This window comes from Idiomarina zobellii (genome assembly GCF_900100855.1).
GTDB lineage: Bacteria > Pseudomonadota > Gammaproteobacteria > Enterobacterales > Alteromonadaceae > Idiomarina > Idiomarina zobellii.
This window is the reverse complement of sequence record NZ_FNCB01000009.1, coordinates 32144-47038: the sequence shown is the minus strand read 5'-3', so window position 1 is coordinate 47038 and position 14895 is coordinate 32144. Positions and strand designations below refer to the sequence as shown.

The window sequence follows — 14895 nt, the reverse complement described above, 5'->3', positions numbered from 1 at the left end:
TTAGTGGTTATGTGGGTCAAAACCGCCTTTAGCGATTTGTGAGCGAACGAAAAACGCGCCGTTGTCTACGTATTTTGTGCCTTCCTTAACGCCTCGAATGACTTTCCACGGACCCTTTTCATCAACCAATTCGACTTTCTTCGGTTCAAACTTTCCGGGTTCGTGCTCAATGAATATCTGCCAGTCACCATCAGATGCCCGCATTAAGGCTGAGTCCTTAACTGCAAGCACCGGTCCATCCGACTTGACTGAGAAATAAACATCCGCAAATAAACCAGGGTGTAATTGGTCCTTTTCGTTATTTACCGCAAGTCGTACCGTTCGGTTGCGGGTTTTATGGTCGATTGTGTGGCCTTCCTGAATGACTTTTGCCGCAAAGCGCTGATTGTCGACACTCACTGTAACAGGATCACCAAACTGCACACTAAGGTCAGCTGAGCCTGGTAGACGAGCATTAACCCACAAGGTTTCTTCTTGCAGCACTTCAACCAAGTGATTACCGGCATTAACTTGCTGGCCTTGCTTGAAATTATCGCTAACCACAATTCCGCCAATTTCTGAGGTCAGTTGGTATTCGCCGATAGGGTAGTCAGCTTTACTTAAACGCTTAATATCACTGGCTGACATACCAAATGCTTTGAGCTGCGCTTGCGCTGAAGTAAAGGCGTTTTTCGCTTCGACAAAGCGTTTTTCACCCACCGTTGACTCGCCGAGTGACTGCACGCGTTGCCACTCGTTAAGTGTGACCAAATACTGACTTTGCGCCTCCGCCATGGTGGCGCTGAAGAGGGTGGCTAGAGGTTCACCTTTTTCGACGTGGTCGCCAATACTGACAAAACGTTTGAGCACGGTCGAGTCGATGCGCGGACTCACGATATAGCTGTTAAAGTCGTTAGCAACCACCTCGCCCGGAGCATAAACCGGGTATTCAATAACTTGAGTTTGCAAGGTTCGCGTGGTGATATCTGCCATGGATAGCTGCTTGCTGGATAGCTCCACGCCTGAGCTTTCCTTATGTTCACCTTGCTCGTGTTTGCCTTCTTCCTTGTGGGTATCTTCTTTTTCGTCGTGTCCGTGTTCATCCTGCGCCATAACCGAAAAGCTCAGCGCAAGTGCTATTGCTGCGTATAAAGGTTTTACTGACATCGTTTACTCTCCAATCTCTGCGTTTGTTGGCTGGCTTAACGGCGATAACGTCAGCGCTTTACTGAGTTCGCCCGAACGGTACAACCATTCAATGGCGGCCAACCGATATTGTGTTTGCAGCGCTATCCCTGCAAATTGGCTATCGAGCTGCTGTTGCACAGCGGTGAGGTAGTCGGTGGTGGATAGGTCACCGGCGAGCCAGGACTGTTCAATCACCTGCATCGACTCATCCTGCCGAGATTGAAAGTCTCTTTGCCAGCTTTGCCACTGTTTTTTCACAAAACGATAATTGTTAAGAGACGATTTCAGTGCTGCTTGCCATTGTTGCCTTAGTGCAATCAAACGTTTTTCTTCAGCAACAGCTTCGCTATTGGCTGCGCGCACCGCATCGCTGTAGTTATTGCGAATCTGTAGTGGAATGCTGAATGATAAGCCAACTACTGTTTCGTTATCGTTCTCGCCCGCTTCGACGCCTACGGTTGGGTTGGCGGTGGTTAACGAGCGTTTCCAGTCGACATCGGCGCGCTTTAATTGCCATTGCAGGTAAGCAGCTTTTAACGCCGGATGTTGTTGCCAGCGAGCCGTTAACGCAGGTTCAACGTTAAATAGCTCCTCATTCACGGAGAGTTGAGCGACGTCAATCGTGGTTAGCAGAGCGTTTAACTCTGCTTCAGCGGATTGCAGCTGTTGATAAGCCGCTGCCGTTTGTTGCAGTTGCCGACTTAGTGCGAGTACCGTCAGTTGTTCGTCGACGGCACCTAAGTCACCGGCTTTACGTCGTTCGGCAACCAAGCTTATCGCCTGTTTAACGATTTTCTCTTGTTGCTCGGCCAGTGCGTAACGCTGTTTTGCGTCCAGCCATTGCACATAGGCATTCAACAAAGTTTTAGCATGCGATGTCGCCGACTGGCGATAAATACTCACTGCCATAGCCGTCATGGCGTCACTCTGACTGGCCCTTGCTTCATTGCGAGTGCTCCAGTCCAGCGTCTGGCTTAGACCAACAGCGTAATTATTGATGTCACCATCGCGCTCTAAGCGTGACGATAAGCTAGGGTTGTACAAAGGCTGATTTAATTGTTTGCCCTGTTGGATCAGCGCTTCAGCCTGCTGTTGAGCGGCTTCAACACTGGGGTGTTGCTGCACAGTTTTTTGCCATTGCTCGGGCAACTGTTGTGCATTGGCGTAGCTTGAACTTATTGCCAGACTTACGGCAATAAACAAGCGTTTGCTATGTGTCGAAAACGGACCCATAGATAGACTCCTCAGTCATATTACTGCGTAAAATAATGATTTTCTTGCGCTGCTAAAGCAGCGTATTAGGCAGCTATGAGGAGATGGGAGGCCGGAACAGCGGCGATGATAGTGGGTTAGTGTAAAACTCAGTATACCCAAGACGTATTGTGCCCATTCGTGGTAACGCGAGAGTTTTTTCAGCCTTCATGGCATATAAATGAAATGAACCATGGCAGTGACAGCAATGATGGTAGTCAAAGCTGATTTCGCCACTTTTAGGGAGATTGCGCTTATCGATGTGGGATTCGTCATGCTCAAAATTGAGGTGTTGCTCAGAAGAGGACTGGTGAGATTGATGCACATCAGCAACCGCCTGACTGATTTGAGTCAGAACAGCAACAAGCACCAGTATTAAAAATCCGAGTCTAAGCATCATTACCTACAGTTCTAAATAAGCAGCTTAACGGTACATTAATTAAAAATAGTTTTCAACTAGTGCATTCTGAATCGCCACTAGTTCACTAGACACTCAGTAGCCTAACGAAGCTCCGCTGGACAACCTTAAAAAATTGTGTAAGTACGTTGTGTAACCTCCGGAAATTTAGACGTCTCGGTTACAACTAACAGATTCTATTTCATCAATTTTATTAAGAATTGTACACGCAATAACTTTGCTTTGGCCAGTACAACTTGTTCTAATTGAAGTGAGTTGCTTCTCAAGATCTTGCAAAGAAGTAATTTGAGAGCGTATGTGCATTATGTGTTCATCAATCAGGGTATTAACGGCTGAGCAAGGTTGATGTGGATTGTCTTGATAATCTTGTAATCTGCGGGTTTCAGATAATGAAAGGCCTATAGCTCTGCAGCTACATACAAACTTAAGTCTTTTGTAATGTTTTTCAGTGTATACTCGATATCCGTTATAACTACGAGCTGGTAAAGGTAACAAACCCTTTTTTTCATAGAACCTTATTGTCTGGGTTTGAATTCCTAATAAGTCTGCTAGTTGACCAATACGCATAAGAAAATTTCCTATCTAGTTAAGTAATTTCTTGACCTTATAGTAACTTTATAGTTTTTAATTGTGAAACTATATATTTAAGGTAAGTAATACGATGGCTAGTTCCTTTGATACGGTTCGAACAAATGGCGACTCAAAAAATGCCTACGAAGAGTCAGGTAAACGGCTCATCGTTTACTCTGTAGCAAAAATGGATTGCCCATCAGAAGAACGAATGATTCGCTTGGCCTGAATGGGTTTGAGGAAATTCATTCATTATCCTTCGACTTGTCAAACCGTCGGCTGAAGGTATTACATGATGGTGAGACAGCCTTTATTACTTCTAAATTAGAGACTCTAGGTTTGGGGGCCTCGCTTGAAAGAGACACTGCTGCGGACTCCGAGGCAATCAAAGCTGAGGAGTTTTCGGCAAGTTCGGATAAGCAGGAGTCCCGCACCTTGTGTTGGTTGCTCACCATCAATACTCTTCTGTTCTTGGTGGAAATGACTGCCGGACTGCTTTGGCAGTCTGCTGGTTTGATTGGGGAATCTTTAGATAATTTTGCCGATGCGGCAGTTTACGGGCTTTCTCTTTATGCCGTAGCGCGTAGTGTTAATATGCAAATACGTGCTGCGCACCTAGCTGGCGTACTACAACTGGTTTTGGCTCTGGGTGTACTTGCAGAAGTTGTGAGACGCTTCGTATTCGGGAGTGAACCTGAGTCACTTGCGATGATGGGGATTGCATTTGTCGCGTTGATTGGCAATACCATCTGTCTTCTACTTATCTCCAAACATAGAGGAGGTGGTGCGCATATGAAAGCAAGTTGGATTTTTTCAGCTAATGATGTAGTGATTAACCTTGGCGTAATCATCGCTGGCACCCTCGTTGCGTTGACCGGGTCGAATTACCCAGATCTTATTATAGGTAGCATAGCAGGTTTAATCGTGCTTAACGGGTCAAGACGCATTTTTGCACTGAAGGGGAACTGAATGTCCTGCGTTGATAAAGGATTTTCGCCCTATATTTCTCTGTTAATTTCTGGTTTAACTGTAGTCCTTGACCAAGTGATCAAGTGGCAGACGCAGCAATCAATAGCTTACGGTGATTCGATTTCATTGACCCCTTTTTTCAATTGGGTACACACTTGGAACACTGGTGCGGCATTTGGCCTGCTTTCAAATGGTGGAGGTTGGCAGCGCTATTTTTTTATTGGGGTTGCTCTGCTAATGTCTGTGGCTTTAACGAGGTTGATCTTTAATAAAGTAAGTAAACGGGATGGCATTAGCTACGGGCTGATTCTTGGGGGGGCGGTTGGGAACCTCATTGACCGACTGTTTCGTGGCTATGTTGTCGACTCCCTTCATCTAGGTTGGCAAACGTGGCAATTGCCAGTTTTTAATATTGCCGATATTGCAATTACCCTAGGAGTTATCCTATTACTGTTAAGCAACTTGCAGGTCTCAATGATACCGAATCTACCGGGTTCTAAGTAAATAGTAAGTATAATAATTAATATGGCCGAGCTTATTTTGGATGGATTAGGAATTTATATTGAGTGGGGTAATTGAATGAAAATATCTTGGTTTTTAATACTGACTGTGCTCATTCATAGCTCTTTTGCCTGTGCTCCTGTGGCTGGTACTTTCAGTCAGTCTTCAATAAAGAGTGCAGGAGTTGCGTATGACTTAGTCTTAGAAATTGAGCGTGAAAATCAAGACTTAAATAAATCAATATATGATAGTAAACAACAAACACAACCTCATATTAGTTGCATTACTGGTTATAACCTCTTAATTTCAGCCGTGCCTGTTATTTTGGCACCCAACTCAAACTCGGTAGGTTTTGACCAAAGCCTGACTCACCAACCCCCTGTACCTCCACCAAACGCGTAACCGTTAACTTAGACTTTTTAAAACCTATAAGTTAATGGAGAAGCAACATGAAGTATTTATACTTCGTGGCAGCCTTTTGCTTAGGTGCGCTAGTGCCTGTGGCGACGGCTGCGACGACAGATTTAAAGCTGAAAGAAGCGTTACAAAAAACGATCAAGAATAACCCTGAGTTACTGGAGTATGATTATAAAATACGAGCTGCAGGAGCACTGATAGAGCAGGCTGAGTTTTCAGCGAACCCAAGGGTATCTGCGGAAATAGAAAACTTTGCCGGCTCAGGACGGCTAGAAGGTATCAGTAACTCAGAATTGACCGTATCCTTTTCTCAGCTCATAGAGTTAGGGGACAAACGGCAGTTACGAGTTAAAGCTGCAACCGAAAAAGAGAAAGCTCAGCGAGCAGAGTTTGAGTATCGTCAAATTGAGGTTTTGGCAGAAACCACACAGCGTTTCTATGACATTTTAAAACTTCAGCAAGTCGCGCATACCAGCGAGCGTCAAATTCAGCGAACTGAGCGACTGATAAAAGTGGCACAGGAGCGTGTAGAAGCTGGCGCGGTGCCTAAATCCGAGGTTATTCGCATTAAATTACAGTTAGAGCGCCAATACGCTTTCTCTGACGAGTTGAACGGTAAACTGAAAAAGCAACAAGCTGAACTGGCTTCAATGTGGGCAGGCGAGCTCAATTTTACGCGCGTCTCTGGAGACTTTACTTTTCCGCTAAGCCTCCCGGAAAAAGCCAACGTGTTATCGGCTGTTAATCGGGCGCCGGAGTATTTGCGTTTACTGGACTCTGAGCAACTTCTACAAGCGCAAGCCAGAGCGTTAGCAGCGGACTCAAAGTCGGATATTACCGTTGGTGTCGGGGCTCGCTACAATAATGAGTTCGATGATGTAGGTTTAATCGTCCAGGCATCGATGCCATTGCAGTTCACTGACCCTAACGTCGGTCGCATAAAACAAAGCCGATTACTGCATCAGTCTAACCTGGCGCAGCAAAAACAGGTTCGGCAGCAACTAAAATCACTGGCTTTATCGCTAGTGCACAGTTTGCAAACTCACCAAAGTTATCTGCAAAAGATAAATCAGCGACTGATGCCATTATCTGAGCAATTACTTGAACAGACTCAACAGGGTTACGCACGCGGAACGCATTCTTTGTTGCAAGTGTTAGACGCGCAAACGGAGTTAGCCAAACTCGAGTACGAAAAAGTTTCTCGGAAACATGCGATTTACAGCGACATCATCGAATTAGAGCGCATGACCGGACAGCCGTTTTTAGGAGTACAACAATGAAACTCAACACATTGATTACAATTATCTGCATTGCCAGTTTTTCACTGCCCGCATTGGCTTATGAGAAAGAACACGAAGAGCATGAAGCACCCCATACCAATTTAAGTGATGCAGCAATAGAAAACGCGAAATTAACGTTGGCAACAGCGAGCGCTCAAAGCATTCGAGTAAAGCAAACAATTTTCGGTGTAATAGCCCCCAATAATAACAATATTGTGCATATCGGAGCGAAGTACAAAGGTATTGTTACGTCACTAAAGGCCAATATCGGCGATGCCATAAAAGCCGGGCAAACTCTGGCTGTTGTTGAGAATGTTACGACAGGCACGGCATTTGAAGTCATCAGCCCAATTAGCGGAGAGGTAACTGCACGTTTTACCAACGTTGGTGAAGTGGTTGAGCAAAAGCCATTATTTGAAGTCCTGGATCCATCATCGGTCTGGGTAGAGCTTTCAGCGTTCCCGGAGAACATTGAGTCGTTAGAAGAAGAGCAAACGACCTATGTGTACGACTTGCATCATCATAAAACCGTCGAAGGAACTGTGTCTTATATCTCGCCACAAATGACTGGCGGACATATTGCACGCGCACTTATCGAGTTGCCCAATCAGTCGGGGCATTGGCGACCGGGAATGCACGTAAAAGCGGATGTCGTTACAGACAGCTTTAACGCGAGCTTGGCGATAAACAATGATGCTGTTCAACGTTTAGACGATAACCCCGTTGTTTTTATTAAAGAGGGTAATCGTTTCGAAGCCAGGGAAGTTGAGTTAGGCCGAACTGACGGTGAATACACCGAGGTGTTATCGGGTATTGAGAATGGCGAAAGTTATGTCGTTGAAAACAGCTACTTGATAAAGGCTGACATTCTAAAACAAGGCGCAGGCCACAGCGATTAGGGAGAGTAAACAATGATAGATGCACTCATTCGCTTTGCTGTTGAGCGTCGATGGCTGGTGCTTGCCGCAACTTTGTTAGTAGCAGCTGCGGGCGTTTATAGCACATTAAAGCTACCCATCGATGCTGTGCCGGATATTACCAATGTTCAGGTACAGATAAATTCAGAAGCGCCAGGCTATTCGCCATTAGAAACCGAACAACGTATTTCTTATCCGGTGGAAACCGCGATGGCAGGTTTACCAAAGCTGGACTACACCCGCTCGATCTCACGCTATGGGTTGTCGCAAGTTACCGTGGTGTTTGAAGAGGGCACCGATATTTACTGGGCTAGACAGCAAATCAGTGAGCGATTGCAAAAGGTAAGGGGAGAAGTACCCGACGGTATCGAGCCGACGATGGGGCCAATAGCCTCCGGCCTTGGTGAAATTGTTAATTATGTAGTACGCGCGAAAGAGGGGGCTACCAATGCCGATGGCGAGGCGTATACGCCCGAGCAGTTGCGTACCATCCAGGATTGGATCATTAAGCCGCAACTGGTCAAGGTGCCCGGTGTTACCGAGATTAATAGTGTGGGGGGTTATGAAAAGCAATACCAGGTGGCTCCCATCCCCGGTCGTATGCTGGCCTATAAAGTGACCATGCAGGACCTTTTGGCAGCATTGGATCTTAACAATAGAAACGCTGGTGCCGGTTATATCGAGAAAAATGGTGAGCAATGGTTGGTGCGTTCGCCTGGACAGCTTAAGACACTTGACGATATTCGTGATGTGGTCGTGACAAAACGTGATGATGCACCGGTGCGCGTGAGTGACGTGGCTGAGGTCAAACTGGGAGAACAATTACGCACTGGCGCTTCAACCTCGGGCGAGAGCGAGGTGGTATTGGGCACGGCCATGATGCTTATCGGCGAAAACAGCCGTATTGTTGCACAGAATGTGGCCAATAAAATTGAGGAGGTGCAACGAAGCTTGCCAGACGGTGTCGTCATCGAAACGGTTTATAACCGCACATCCTTAGTGGATAAAACCATTGCAACGGTAGAGAAAAATCTGTTTGAAGGTGCCGTGCTGGTTATTGTCGTGCTTTTCATTCTACTCGGAAATGCCCGTGCAGCACTGATTACCGCCTGTGTCATTCCGTTAAGTATGCTGTTTGCGGTAAGCGGCATGGTCGCCAACAAGGTGTCTGGTAATTTAATGAGCCTGGGCGCAATTGATTTTGGTATTATCGTCGATGGTGCGGTCATTGTGGTTGAAAACGCTTTGCGACGGCTTGGAATTGCACAGCAACGCTTAGGCCGGGTACTTACCACTAAAGAGCGCTTAATTGAAGTAACCCATAGTACTCGTGAGGTATTTAACCCTGCGGTATTTGGTGTGCTTATCATTATGCTGGTGTACTTGCCCATATTTGCGTTAAGTGGTGTTGAAGGCAAAATGTTTCATCCCATGGCGTTTACTGTCGTAGCCGCGCTTTTAGGGGCTCTGATTTTCAGCGTTACCTTTGTACCCGCTGCTATTGCAATATTTGTCCGTGGCAATATTAAGCACGGTGAAAACCGAATAATGCGAGCCGCCCGCAAAGTGTATCAGCCGGTTTTACGGCAAACACTGAAGCTTCCAGTTGTCATTATTTTGCTTGGCTTTGGGCTGTTTGCGGTATCAATGTTTCAGGCGAGTCGCATGGGAACTGAGTTTTTGCCACAGCTTGATGAAGGCGATATTGCCATGCAAGCCTTGCGCATTCCGGGGACTGGCTTGCAGCAGTCTATAGCAATGCAAAAAGATGTCGAGTCTGTGGTGTCACGCTTTGACGAAGTTAAACTGGTATTCTCAAAAATTGGTACCCCGGATGTTGCGACCGACCCTATGCCACCGAGCGTCGCTGATACCATTATTATTTTAAAGGAGCGTGAGGACTGGCTAAACCCAGAAAAAACCAAAGAGCAACTGGTTGCTGAAATACGAACTGCTGTGCAAGAGCTTCCCGGTAATAAGTACGAGTTCACTCAACCGATTGAAATGCGGTTTAACGAACTTATTGCAGGCGTTCGAGCTGACTTGGGGGTTCGTATTTATGGCGATGACTTGCAAACGCTTAAACGGTTAGGCGACTCAGCCGCGGCAGTCATTCGCACCGTTGATGGCGCTGCTGATGTTCGGGTTGAACAAATGACCGGTTTATCGACACTCTCAGTTATACCTAAGCGTGATCATTTAGCGTTATTAGGCCTAACAGTCGCTGATGTACAGCGAGCAGTTCAAGCTGCGGTTGGTGGAGTTCAGTCAGGGATTATTTACGAGGGGGATAAACGCTTCAAGCTAATGGTACGTCTCGACAAAGAATGGCGTAAGAGCATTGAACAGCTTAAATCACTGCCTATTGATCTGCCTGCCGGCAACCCTGAGCTGCGCTATGTGCCGTTGGGAGAGGTCGCCGAATTGAGTTTGGAAAGTGGACCGAACCAAATTAACCGAGAAAGCAGCAAACGCAATGTTATTGTGAGTGCGAATGTTGAAGATCGTGATTTGGGCTCTTTTGTGGCAGATGTTCAGGATGCGCTAACGACTGACGTTGATTTGCCAGCAGGTTATTGGGTTAACTACGACGGTACCTTTGAACAGCTGCAATCAGCTTCCCAACGGTTGAGTTTGGTTGTGCCATTAGCGCTGCTATTAATTATTGGCCTGCTATACAGTGCGTTTAATTCGCTGAGCAGTGCACTCGTCATATTCACAGGCGTTCCCTTAGCGCTGACCGGCGGGATATTCGCATTAGCGCTGCGTGATATGCCGCTATCAATTTCCGCTGCAGTCGGCTTCATTGCACTGTCGGGCGTGGCGGTTTTGAACGGCGTGGTCATGCTGACATTCATACGGCAACTGCTGCGCGACGGACTGCCATTGAAAGATGCGGTGTTTGAAGGCGCGCAACAGCGGTTAAGACCTGTACTGATGACTGCTCTCGTAGCTAGCCTGGGCTTTGTCCCTATGGCATTTAATACCGGTGTGGGTGCCGAAGTGCAGCGGCCGTTAGCGACAGTGGTTATTGGCGGTATTGTATCGTCAACATTGCTGACGTTGGTGGTGCTTCCAGCGCTTTATTATTTAGTGCAGCGTTTTAAAGAATAGAGAGTTAGGTCATTGAGCGCAGTTAGAGCCCGCTTTTATGAGCGAGCTTTAACTGCCTCAACTCACGCGAACGTCGCCTTGGCTTTGGAAGGCGGTAACGTCAGGTTATAGGCCTGTGTTACTAAGCGTGTTACATCCGTTGCTCAGAAACGAAAAAGCCCCGCACTAAGTGCAGGGCTTTAGAAAGAAGTTGGTGCCCGGAGGCGGAATCGAACCACCGACACGAGGATTTTCAATCCTCTGCTCTACCGACTGAGCTATCCGGGCAACGGCGTGTATTAAACGTTTTTTTCGGTTTCGAGTCAACCGATTTTCGTGCCTTTTTTACTGTTTGCTCAGTAATTGCACATTAAGCGGTTGTTTTGGTGAATTATTCAACGCTTAAGTAGGTGCTGCCGGCCAAACACTTCTCGTAAAAGTTTGTCCAGCGAACACCGGCTCTTGGTGCGAGACCACCATTTCGAACCTGACGGTCAATTTGCTTTTTCACCGCTTTCGCCATGTATTCTGTATTGTATTGCATGGTTTGCAGTACTTTTTCAGCGGAAGTACCTGGCACCACTTCTTCAATGTAGAAGTCGCCGCGCTCGTCATCGTGACAATACACGTGCACCTCTGTGAGTCGACCAAAGAGGTTATGCATGTCGCCCATGACGTCCTGATACGCACCCGTTAAGAACAGCCCAACATGATAATCTTCGCCCTTACGCAAAGAGTGCATTGGAATGTTATCGCTAATTTCGGTGCCTTCAATGTATTTGCCCAGCTTACCGTCACTGTCACACGTAATATCAGCAATAGAGCAGCGCACTTCCGGCTTCTCGTTTAAACGCGAAATAGGCACTATTGGCAGTACCTGACCAATGGCCCAAGTGTCTGCGGCTGACTGGAAAATAGAGAAGTTACACAGGTACTGGCTGGCGAGCATATCTTCAAGCTCTTCCAGCTCTTGAATAACATAGGCGTCTTTGTCCAGCGACTGATGAATGTCTGCCAGTATTTGCCAATACATGGTATCTAGCTTCGCCATTTCCTGTAACGACAAAATGCCCAGTTTAAAGGCTTCATAAGCATTCTGCTTATAACCAGCGGCATCGTTATAGCGTTCTTGCGGATGGAACTGGTCACCCGACTGGTGCAGTTCACGCATATTCTTCACTAAAATATGCTCGTCCTCGCTAGGGCTGACATCGAAATTGGTGCTGGCTGGCTTTATTTCACCGACAATGTTGGTGACGACACAGCTGTGGTGCGCGGTCATTGCACGCCCACTCTCGCTGACTAAATTCGGGTGCGGCACCTCTTCTAGGTCACACACCTGTTTGACGCCCCAAACCACGTCGGCAACGTATTCTTCGGTCGAGTAGTTACGGGAAGAGTCGCTGGTGGTACTGGTGCCGTCATAGTCAATGCCCAAACCACCGCCTATGTCTAAATACTCGAGCGGAACACCTTCCTGAATGAGCTTGGCGTACAGACGTGCGCCTTCGCTGACCGCTTCTTTAATTTTGCGAATGTCGGACAGCTGGCTACCAATGTGGAAGTGCAGAAGTTTGGCGCAGTGCAGCATGTCTTCCTGGCGCAAACGCTCAATCACATTCAGTATTTCAGCAATGCTTAAGCCGAATTTAGCGCGGTCACCACTGGAGCCGGCCCATTTACCGGCGCTTTTCACCATCATTTTTGAGCGCAGACCAATCATAGGTTCAACGCCTAATTCTTTGGCCAGCGGAATCAGCATTTCCAGCTCGCTGTACTTCTCAATGACTATGATCATCTTACGGCGTAGCTGACGGCCCAGCAGCGCCAGTGTCAGATAGTCTTTGTCTTTGTAGCCGTTCAGTATGGTCAGCGCATCCGGGTTTTCGTTATACGCCATAACGGCCATAAGTTCTGGCTTAGAGCCAGCTTCCAGTCCGTAATTGTACGGCTCGCCGGCATCCATGATTTCTTCAACCACTTCACGCATTTGGTTGACTTTAATCGGGAATACACCGCAATACTTGCCTTTGTAGTCGGCCTCCTGAATTTGCTGGGCAAAGGTCTCGTTAATAATTTCAACTTGCGAGCGAAGAATGTCGTGAAAACGAATAACCGCCGGCAGCTCAATGCCCTCGGCTTTTATCTCTTCAACCACTTCCTGCATATCAATAGCCAGGTCAGGCAAGCGGTGATTCGGGCGAATTTGGATATTGCCGTTTTCACCAATAGAAAAATAACCTGCGCCCCAACGGTTAACGCCATACAATTCTTCTGCTTGATCAATATTCCAGTCTGACATTAATTAGGCTCCTGAGCGCTCTAAAACAAGTAACAACTCGCGCACCACTTTGGCCGCGAATACATTGGAGTTGCCGGTAGGGTCTATCGGCGGTGAAAGCTCAACAGCGTCGGCGCCGACCAAGTTCTTTTGACGCAGAATTTTCATGAGGCTGACGAACGAGTGAAAGTCTTCGCCACCCGGCTCTGGAGTGCCTGTACCCGGGAAAAATGACGGATCGAAATAATCCAAATCTAACGTCAAATACACCGGTCTGTCTGCCGCAATGGCTTCAACGCTTTCTAAAAACTCTTGGCGTGATTTACGAATGGTTTTGTGCTCTTTCATCCACTGATATTCATCGCGAGTGCCGGAGCGAATGCCGTATTGAATAAGCTCGTGGCCGGGACCAAAATGGTCCACCGAGCGACGAATTATCGACGCGTGTGAATAATGGTAGCCGAGGAACCCGTCGCGCAAATCGGCATGAGCGTCTAAATGCAGTAAAACCAAGTCGGGGTATTGCTTCAAATACTTCACGATAGGGGCGTAGGAAATAGAGTGCTCGCCACCTAACGTTAGTAACTTGATGTTTTCTTTGGCTAAGTCGACGTTGTCAAAAATCTGATTAAAGTCACTCAATGCATGATGCCATTGCTGCTCTTCGTCATCGTCAAAGCCCAGTCGCAAATTACCTAAGTCATAAAAGGTATGGTCTTCAAGGTCGGCATCTAAATACGGCGAGTAAGACTCGATGTCTTCAGAAACCGAGCGCAGGCCATCCGGCCCCTCTTTGGTGCCTTTGCGAAAACAGGCGGTGCCGTCAAATCCGAACCCTAAAATATGAGTATGACCCGAATGCAATTCGGTACTGTGTTCCGCGCCAAAATATGGGCGAATAGGATCGTTCAACGATACGGGTAATGACAATGCGGGCATGCGCTTTGGTGACCTCTCTTTCTAGTCGTCGACTTGTGTCGATTTCTGCCGATTTTTCTTAATCGGGTTAAACAGACTTTGTTGAATATTAATGAGCTCTTCGCTCAATTTTTTACGTTTTGTCCAGGTGTCTGACAGCGGCGTTGCACTTAGCTCATTGGCGCTGACGCCGGCCATAACACCGGTCTGATTTTGGCGGACTAATTCTACCGCATGAACGCCCAAACGTGTTGCTAAAATTCTGTCCATAGCAGTGGGGCGACCACCGCGTTGCACGTGTCCTAATAAACACGGACGACAAGGTAAGTTAAGACGATCTTCCAGCTGCTCTGCAAGTCGAACCGCGCCACCGGGCCACTGGTTTTCACACAGCACCATTACGTAGCTGGAGTCTCCGCGAACACGTTGCACTGACTCAATGTGCTTCACCAGCGCCTCGACCGTTAACGGTTTGTCTTTTTGCAGCTCCGGTAGAATCATACGCTCGGCGCCGCTTGCCATAGCACTGCTTATACCAATATAGCCAGCATTACGCCCCATTACTTCAACAATAAACACGCGATCCATGGCTTCTGCGGTGTCGCGAATTTTATCCAGGGCGTCCATAGCGGTTTCCACCGCCGTGTCATATCCAATAGTGTGATCGGTGCCGTACAGATCATTATCGATAGTGCCGGGCACACCAATGACTGGTCCGTTCCAAAATTTCGCTAAATGGTCAGCACCACGGAAAGAGCCATCGCCACCAATGACAATAAAGGCGTCAATTTGGTGTGCGTCTAAATTTGTTGCCGCTTCGCGTCCGCCTTCATCGGTTTTAAAGCGCTCGCTACGAGCACTTTTAATAATGGTGCCTGAATACTGCATAATGTGCTCGACGTCTTCCCTGTCCAGGCGCACGAAGTCGTTGCTCAGTAAGCCTTCGTAGCCGTGGCGAAAACCAATGACTTCAATGCCATAATTTTCCGCGGCCAATACCACGGCGCGAATGGCGGCGTTCATCCCTGGCGCGTCACCGCCGCTGGTAATCAATGCTATTCTGTTTATTGTGTTATCAGATGACACAATCTGTACTCCTTGATAATGTCTTAT

12 protein-coding genes, 1 tRNA gene and 1 pseudogene are annotated in these 14895 nt (G+C 47.3%); 7 read left to right on the top strand and 7 right to left on the bottom strand.

Annotated elements, in window-relative coordinates; all coding sequences use genetic code 11:
• Positions 1-1146 carry an efflux RND transporter periplasmic adaptor subunit gene (locus tag BLT32_RS08710; RefSeq protein WP_053954049.1) on the bottom strand — a complete coding sequence of 382 codons (1146 nt, stop codon included), beginning with the start codon at positions 1144-1146 and terminating at the stop codon, positions 1-3.
• Positions 1147-1149: 3 nt separating this feature from the next.
• Positions 1150-2400 (bottom strand): TolC family protein, encoded by a 1251-nt coding sequence (locus BLT32_RS08705; protein WP_053954048.1) that lies wholly within the window; start codon positions 2398-2400, stop codon positions 1150-1152.
• A 211-nt stretch (positions 2401-2611) separates the two neighbouring features.
• Here BLT32_RS08705 and BLT32_RS08700 point away from each other — a divergent pair, with 211 nt between their 5' ends.
• Positions 2612-2797 carry a hypothetical protein gene (locus BLT32_RS08700; RefSeq protein WP_006956204.1) on the top strand — a complete coding sequence of 62 codons (186 nt, stop codon included), beginning with the start codon at positions 2612-2614 and terminating at the stop codon, positions 2795-2797.
• 186 nt (positions 2798-2983) lie between these two features.
• Here BLT32_RS08700 and cadR read toward each other — a convergent pair whose 3' ends face one another.
• Positions 2984-3403, bottom strand: coding sequence for a Cd(II)/Pb(II)-responsive transcriptional regulator (gene cadR, locus BLT32_RS08695; RefSeq protein WP_074668950.1), 420 nt, complete (start codon positions 3401-3403; stop codon positions 2984-2986).
• A gap of 94 nt (positions 3404-3497) precedes the next feature.
• Between cadR and BLT32_RS08690 the strand changes: the two are divergent.
• The 6 genes and pseudogenes from BLT32_RS08690 (at position 3498) to BLT32_RS08665 (ending at position 10604) form a co-directional block, all read left to right on the top strand.
• Positions 3498-4375: pseudogene (locus BLT32_RS08690) on the top strand (cation efflux transmembrane domain-containing protein).
• Positions 4376-4879: a signal peptidase II gene (gene lspA / locus BLT32_RS08685; RefSeq protein ID WP_034818150.1), complete on the top strand. Its 504-nt coding sequence runs from the start codon at positions 4376-4378 to the stop codon at positions 4877-4879.
• Positions 4880-4954: 75 nt separating this feature from the next.
• Positions 4955-5278, top strand: coding sequence for a hypothetical protein (locus tag BLT32_RS08680; protein WP_006955685.1), 324 nt, complete (start codon positions 4955-4957; stop codon positions 5276-5278).
• A gap of 47 nt (positions 5279-5325) precedes the next feature.
• Positions 5326-6573, top strand: a complete 1248-nt coding sequence (locus tag BLT32_RS08675; RefSeq protein WP_006955684.1) for a TolC family protein — start codon at positions 5326-5328, stop codon at positions 6571-6573.
• Positions 6570-7472 carry an efflux RND transporter periplasmic adaptor subunit gene (locus BLT32_RS08670; RefSeq protein ID WP_053954046.1) on the top strand — a complete coding sequence of 301 codons (903 nt, stop codon included), beginning with the start codon at positions 6570-6572 and terminating at the stop codon, positions 7470-7472. Before BLT32_RS08675 ends, BLT32_RS08670 begins: the two co-directional genes overlap by 4 nt.
• A 12-nt stretch (positions 7473-7484) precedes the next feature.
• On the top strand, positions 7485-10604 hold the full coding sequence (locus tag BLT32_RS08665; protein WP_053954045.1) for an efflux RND transporter permease subunit: 3120 nt from the start codon (positions 7485-7487) through the stop codon (positions 10602-10604).
• A 191-nt stretch (positions 10605-10795) separates the two neighbouring features.
• Here the strand turns inward: BLT32_RS08665 and BLT32_RS08660 are convergent.
• The 4 genes from BLT32_RS08660 to BLT32_RS08645 form a co-directional block, all read right to left on the bottom strand.
• Positions 10796-10871: transfer RNA gene (locus BLT32_RS08660), tRNA-Phe, on the bottom strand.
• A gap of 103 nt (positions 10872-10974) precedes the next feature.
• Positions 10975-12885, bottom strand: coding sequence for a biosynthetic arginine decarboxylase (speA, locus tag BLT32_RS08655; protein ID WP_053954044.1), 1911 nt, complete (start codon positions 12883-12885; stop codon positions 10975-10977).
• 3 nt (positions 12886-12888) lie between these two features.
• A complete protein-coding gene (gene speB / locus BLT32_RS08650) occupies positions 12889-13803 on the bottom strand; it encodes an agmatinase (RefSeq protein ID WP_053954043.1) in 915 nt (304 codons plus the stop codon).
• 21 nt (positions 13804-13824) lie between these two features.
• Entirely contained in the window at positions 13825-14868 is a 1044-nt protein-coding gene (locus BLT32_RS08645) for an ATP-dependent 6-phosphofructokinase (protein WP_053954042.1), read from the bottom strand.
• Positions 14869-14895 lie beyond the last annotated feature (27 nt).